Below are 6,645 nucleotides of genomic sequence, written 5' to 3'. Positions count from 1 at the left end.
GCGCCGCAAGATTTCCGGAATCCTTTGCCTGCATCGGCAAAACCGAACAGGCCCGGGAGCTTAGCCGGCTGTTCGCGAAGCCCGGTTTCGGCGGCACCTACGAAAATGCCGATGTAAATGACAGGGCAAAAGCGCAATCCCTCCTCAGGGAAATAGTGTCTGAGGTCAATAAGAAAATGTGCGCCTTTGCCGAAGGAGCAATGGCTTCCGGCAAGGATCCCGCAGCCGTGGCCGCAAAGCTCAAAGAGAACTACAATGCCCTCTGTGCCCCCTTCCGCGGCAACACCGAAGGCGTTAATGTTCTTAATCAGGTTCTGGGCGAAAACGGCTCTCTTGCCAAGACAGACGAACTCGCCCCGGCACAGGATCCCGAGGCGTACACCGTGCCGGATCCCAGCAGCAAGAATTATGACTCCTTCATGAAGCTGAAGCAGGAGCTCCCCGATCTCAGCAACAGACAGCTGGCGCAGATTGTGAATTTCCTGGCTGGAAAGTGCAAAGACAACTCCATCGATGCCAAAACTCTTAACAAGTATATTGCGGGAGTCAAATCCGGCGGCGACAAAATCTTCCGAAAAGCTCTTCAGGATCTTCAGGACGCTGCATCAAGATGTAATCCCGCTGTCCTGAAAAAAACCGGTCAGGATCTCCTGAAGCTTTTTATGGATACCACCGGCGTTCAGAAAATTACTGATGTGCACAAGGACAAAATTGCTTCCTTTTCTGCCATGATCATGCATTATGTCGCCATCACGGCCCCCGCAGATGAATTAAAGAGTATCAGCATTGACAACCTGAAGGATCTCTACGCGGCCATGGGTAATAATACTGTTTTCAACAGCGACGGCCTTGATCCCGAAACCAAACTGGTAATGCAGCGGCATGCCAGCGAATGCGGCTGCATCACCTCTCTTTTGGATGAAGTCAGGAATGTGCTCATGCCTGCCACGGATAACTTTGCCTCCTTCGATGCCGATGAAGTACCAGAAAACATGGATTTAATGGTTAAAACAACATTGATCATGGGACAAACGGAATACCCTAAATTTCAGGCTCAGATTGACGAGGCCGCATCAGCCTTCCCCGAAAACATGAGATCTCCCATCAAGGCCATGCTGGCAGATCTTGTCAAGGCCAAGCTTTCCGTAAAATACAATGATTCCGGCGCCATCATTAAAAGCATTGCCGATACCATGAAGAAGTCTGAAATGTTTATGAATCTCATGAATGTCCGGAATGTGTCCCAGGAAGAGCTCGATGCCTACAAGAATGCCATACTGTCCCATGAGGCCCTGAGAAACAACCTCCAATTTCAGATTAAAACCGGACACGTCACCCAGAATACCTTCCATGACGGCACTGACCGGGATTTAAAAGGCATGATGACCGGCAGCATTAACGGCATTGATCTCCTTGCCATAAAAAACCATCAGCAGCGCACCGATGCCTTCAAAAAGGAGCTTACCGCCAAGGTGCCTCAAAACATGATAGGATTTATCACCAATTACATCCAGCAGGGCGGCATGGCAGGAGAAATTGCAGAAAACCGCCTCAATCCCGAAAACAAGCTGCGGATCTCTCCCAATTTTCCGACGTTTGCTGATGGTTATAAACACCATCTCATCACTAATAATGACACCGTCCATAACATAAAGACCGATGGCAATATTATTGAAATCGCCACCGATGTAACCATTCAGGGCGGCCCTGACCAATATTTTGCCATGACAGACCCTCTTAAGAACGGCGGATTATACGATCTTACTAAGTTCACGGTAGTTGCCAAAATTGATATCTCCAAGGGCACGGACGAAATCGGCTTCCCCAAGGGCCTTGAGATCAGCATTGCCAAAAAGGAGGTCTGATATCTGAATACCGGGGCCGGCCCGCGAGTGAACTCCCCCGGTTCCGGCGCTGACCGGAGCCGTTCCTGAAATCCGGCTCCCGCGAGCAGCGAACTTACGACTGGTGAATAGAAAGTTTTTAAGCTTTAATGCCTCCGAAATTCCTGGGGGTTTTTCAGCCTCATAAACAGCCTTTAACTTCTGAATACAAGGGATTCCTATGGCTTACACCATTCACAACAACGCTCGCCGCGCTGTTCGCCGCATCAGCGCAGCCTTTTTGGCCTTTTTACTTTCCGCATCCGCTCTGGCCGCTCCCTCCGCCTGGCAGGGGGGATTCGGTCAGGGCTGGCAGGAATACAGCATTTCCAATGGACAGGTTAATTTCAGAATCGCCTGCAATGAGGCCTTTAACGAAACCTCCGAGCACAGCATTGAGGTTACGGTGCATGAGACGGATCTTTTTGCTCAGAAGGAAAACAAACTCGCCATCGTCATTAACGGGAAGTCCTATGCCTTTAACCGGGGAGCTAACGAATACGGCTTCCCCAATGTGATTACGTCAAACCGCGCGGACGCCGCTAACTGGAAGGAGTTTATCGCCGCAGTCTCCCGGGCCGCCTGGATAGAGTTCTATTACGACGGCAAAAAGGCCGCGGAAATCAAGCCTAAAAAGAGCAGTCTTAAGGAGCTCAAATTCATGGCGGAATCCTGTAAGCCCCTGTTCGACAAAAGCGATAACTGAAGACACAGCGCTTTTATTTAATCCCGGGGCCAGGTTTTGCTTTCCCCGGTCTCGTTCCTCCGGGTATTACGGCTCCGGATTTGCGGGCTTTGCTCCCGGAAGCCCCGGCGGTACAAAAGGCGCGGGCCGTACACCGCAGTGCCTCCGGGGAGCTTCAGGATCTCCGGAATATTTACCGGCAGCGATCCCGCAAACTCCCCTTCCCCGAAGATCTTCCCGAGAGCAGCTCTAAAATTGGCATTCCCGGCTGCTTTTTCCAATCCTGCGGGGCCTGTTTTCTCCGGCGCGCTATCAAGCCCGGCTCCCATATAGGAAAGCACCGCGGCATCGGCCTCGGGATAAAACGCCGCGTCATAGGGAAGATTTCCGGAAATGAGTACGAAGCGGCCGCCGCCGGCATGGACATCACTGATTGCCCGGGAAAGAGCCTGATATGAGATATTGCCGGCCCCCGGGAGTTCCTTCCCGCTTAAATGGGAGTACCCGATAACCGCATCAGCCCGGAGAATCTCCTCCCGCATTTCCGGAGTGTAATGAAGCTGGCTGTCATTCACGCTATTTCCTTTGTTCCCGTTATTCCCGCCGCCCCCGTTTTCCGGAGCGAGATAATAAAACGCGGTTACCCGGGTTTCCGGACTCAGGATGCCCCGGGCCCGGAGATCCTTTATGGCATAATCCGCCGCGGTAAGCTCCTCCTCTTTTCGCATCAGAATCACCGCGGATTTCACGGCAGAGGTCAGGGGCAGCATGCCGTCCCGGTTTTTAATCAGGGTTATGGCCTCCCCGGCCATGCGGCGTTCCAGTTCATGGTGTTCCCGGGAGCCCGCCCCGGCCGCTTCCGGAAAAACATCCTCCGCCAGGGGGAGGAAGGGCCGGCCGGATCCGGGATGGCGGATATCGAAAATGCCGTATTTCACCTTGAGTCTCAGAATGCGGCGGACGCTTTCGTTAATGCGATCCTCCGGAACAGAGCCTGCGGAAACCAGGCGGCCGATTCCCGCAATATAGTTGTCATAGAAGGAGCCGACCTCCCGGTTCCGGAGATCCTGCGGAAGGAGCAGCATGTCCGCTCCGGCGTTAATAACCTTTTCAGCAAGGTTGATGCGGTATTCCAGAGACTCCGGTTCTCCCGGCACCAGCCCGGTCAAAAGCACCGCCTCCATTTCCAGAGCATCGGAAAGCACTACGCCGTCAAAGCCCAGATCCTTCCGGAGCAGATCCCTAATTAGAACGGTGGACATGGTGGCGGGATAATAGCCCCGGGTAACCCCGTCTCCGTAAACCTGAAGCTCGTCGGCCTCCGGACAGGCGATATGGGCGGTCATGATCATTTCCGCCCCGTTTTGCGTCGCCTCCCGGAACGGCAAAAGCTCGGCATTCATGAGCTTTTCCCGGGATCCGTAGACGGCAGGGAGGCTGCGGTGGCTGTCCGTAACCGTATCGCCGTGGCCGGGATAGTGCTTGAAGACCGGGATAATCCCCTGCTCCATAAGTCCCCGGGCGTAGGCGGAGCCCAGAAGGCCCACCGTTTCCGCATCGTCGGAAAATGATCGCGCTCCGATAACCGGATTCCCGGGATTGCTGCTTACATCGACTACGGGAGCGAGATTCACATTAAAGCCCAGGGAACGGAGCTCCTCCCCGATAACGGATCCGGTGAGATAGGCGTTTTCAGGGGCATGCGGGGTGGCCCCCACCGCCATGCTGCCGGTCATGCGGGTGCCCTGGCGGAGCCGCATGACCCGGCCGCCCTCTTCATCAACCGCCAGAAAATAGGGAATGCGGAGAGTTCGATTAGGAGATCCGGCAACGATGCCCCGGAGATCAGAAAGGAGCTTTTCAGTCTCGGCATTGCCCTTGATATTGATGCCAAAAAGAATGATGCCGCCGTAGGCATGAGCCGACAGAATATCCCGGAGCTCCGGAACCTTTGCGAGATCGGTTACCGGCTCTTTGTTCCAGGTTCGCATGGCCGGGATTATCATCTGGGAGATTTTGTCATCCAGGGACATTCCGGAAATGAGACGGCCGATACGGCGCTCGGTGTCCGGATCCAGGGCATATCCTCCGGAGGCCTCGCTTAAGCTGCGTTCCGGAACCGGGATTCCGGGCCACATTATAAGCGCCGCCATTATGAGAGCTTTTAAGACTGCTCTGCCCGCCATTTTCCTTCTCCCGCATTTGCCCTGCCGCTAACTGCGAAATTATAAAACCGGAAGGCTGCTCCGCCATGCTCCGGGCTTCCGAATCGTGACAGGAGATCCCCTGCCGCCGGTCAGATTCCGGACATAAAAAAGCCGCGGCAGATTAAGAGGAAACCGGCCGCGGCTTTGGAAAGAAATGACGGATTAAGGAACTAAGGTCAGGCGGGAGCCTGTTCCTTCTGATTCCGCTCCTCCTGATCCTTTAATCTCTTCATCCTCAGGTTCTTGAAGTAATCTTTTGTATCGCTCCAGATCACCTTTCTCAGCATAATGAGAGCAATCAGGTTCGGGAAGGCCATAAGACCGTTGGCGATATCGGAAATCGTCCAGACCGTGTTAATAGCCGTCTTCTGAGTGGCATCAGCCATATCCACAAAGAGCACGATGAGGATATAGGAGGCCACAAACAGGATGTAGATGATCTTAAAGGGGGTAATGGCTTTGGCCCCGAAAAGATAGATCACGCATCTGCTGGTATAGAAATTCCAGCCGATAATGGTGGTCATGGCAAAAAGGAGCAGACTGATGTTAATGATATAAAGCCCGGCCGTGGAACCCAGCGCGCTGGAGAAGGCCTGAGTGGTCATGGCCACGCCGGTTACATCTGAGCACCAGGCTCCGGTGAGCACCAGGGTAAGACCGGTGAGCATGCAGATAATCATGGTGTCCAGGAAGGTTCCGGTCATGGAGATAAGCCCCTGCTCCACCGGGGAATTGGTCTTGGCAGAGGCTGCCGCTATAGGAGCAGAGCCCAGACCGGCCTCGTTGGAGAAGATGCCCCGGGCCACGCCCTTCTGAATGGCCATAAGAACGGTGGCGCCGGCAAAGCCGCCCACGGCGGAGGTGGTGGTAAAGGCCGATTCCACAATGAGCTTAAGAGCATCAGGCACCGCAGAGATATTGAGACATACCACGATAAGGCAGCAGATGATGTAAACCATGGCCATCAGCGGCACTACGGTTCTGGAGGTGTTGGCGATATATTTAAGACCGCCGTAGATAATCCAGCCCACCACCAGGGTAACGCCGATGGCGGTGTAAAGTCTGTCTATTCCCAGCTGAGCTCCGGCCTCTACCACAGAATTAATCTGCGCATAGGTGCCGATGCCCAGGCAGCCGGCCATAATCCCGAAAACCGCAAACATGAAAGCCAGAACCTTGGCCAGTACCGGATAATTCCGGCCAATGCCGTTTTTAATATAGAACATGGGGCCGCCCACATACCTGCCGCGGGCGTCGGTTTCCCGGAAATGCACTGCGAGAAGGCATTCGGCATACTTGGTGGCCATGCCGAAAAACGCAGCTACGAACATCCAGAACAGAGCGCCGGGGCCGCCGATGCTGACAGCGGTGGCCACCCCCACAATGTTGCCGGTGCCGATGGTGGCAGCCAGCGCAGTGCAGAGGGCGGCAAAGCTGGTGAGATCGCCCTTCTTGCTCTGGGATTCCTTATGGGGGGTAAACACCATTTTGGCAGCCAGAGGCAGACGGGAAACCTGCAGACATCTAAGAGAAAATGTCAGAAAAATGCCCACTCCCAGAAGGAGTATCAGAAGCGGCGGTCCCCAGACCAGATCATCAAACCAGTCAAGACCGCTCGCAATGGCGTTAATTATTTCTTTCATGGGTAAAACAGTTAATTAAAGAGGGTTAAGTACAAAAAATGACCTATTATACAGAAATCCGGGGACGGCGGGGCAGATCGCAGAAAAATGAGAAGAAAAACTGCTACCTGCCGACAACACCGGAAAACGCCATAAGACAGCTTTTTCTGCTGCTCCTCGGTATTCTCTGATTCCGGAAGCCTGAGTTTTCAAAAACGAGCGCAAACTTGCCGCCGCAAAACACCCCC

Annotated in this window: 5 protein-coding genes; 2 read left to right on the top strand and 3 right to left on the bottom strand. The window is 53.9% G+C overall.

The features are described 5' to 3' along the window. Positions 1–1,865, top strand: a 1,865-nt coding sequence (locus tag ACJROR_RS08300; RefSeq protein WP_406546720.1) for a hypothetical protein, incomplete at its 5' end; no start/stop codon positions are given. A 199-nt stretch (positions 1,866–2,064) separates the two neighbouring features. Further along, on the top strand, positions 2,065–2,589 hold the full coding sequence (locus ACJROR_RS08295) for a hypothetical protein (RefSeq protein WP_406546719.1): 525 nt from the start codon (positions 2,065–2,067) through the stop codon (positions 2,587–2,589). A gap of 17 nt (positions 2,590–2,606) precedes the next feature. Here the strand turns inward: ACJROR_RS08295 and ACJROR_RS08290 are convergent, their stop codons facing one another. The 3 genes from ACJROR_RS08290 to ACJROR_RS08280 all read right to left on the bottom strand — a co-directional run. Further along, complete coding sequence (locus ACJROR_RS08290; RefSeq protein WP_406546718.1) at positions 2,607–4,754, bottom strand: glycoside hydrolase family 3 protein; 2,148 nt, start codon at positions 4,752–4,754, stop codon at positions 2,607–2,609. A gap of 197 nt (positions 4,755–4,951) precedes the next feature. Beyond that, entirely contained in the window at positions 4,952–6,406 is a 1,455-nt protein-coding gene (locus tag ACJROR_RS08285) for an alanine/glycine:cation symporter family protein (protein ID WP_406546721.1), read from the bottom strand. A gap of 27 nt (positions 6,407–6,433) precedes the next feature. Then, positions 6,434–6,645 (bottom strand): hypothetical protein (locus tag ACJROR_RS08280; protein ID WP_406546717.1); only part of this gene is annotated, 212 nt, incomplete at its 5' end.

The sequence above is a fragment of the Succinimonas sp. genome, from assembly GCF_045225735.1.
GTDB lineage: Bacteria > Pseudomonadota > Gammaproteobacteria > Enterobacterales > Succinivibrionaceae > Succinimonas.
Note: the sequence above shows the minus strand (reverse complement) of the source record. Positions and strands in the feature narration are given on the sequence as shown.

Bases quoted from the DNA above. Each gene is read 5' to 3' on its own strand.
- ACJROR_RS08295 (WP_406546719.1), top strand. From the start codon at position 2,065: ATGGCTTACACCATTCACAACAACGCTCGCCGCGCTGTTCGCCGCATC.
- ACJROR_RS08290 (WP_406546718.1), bottom strand. From the start codon at position 4,754: ATGGCGGGCAGAGCAGTCTTAAAAGCTCTCATAATGGCGGCGCTTATA.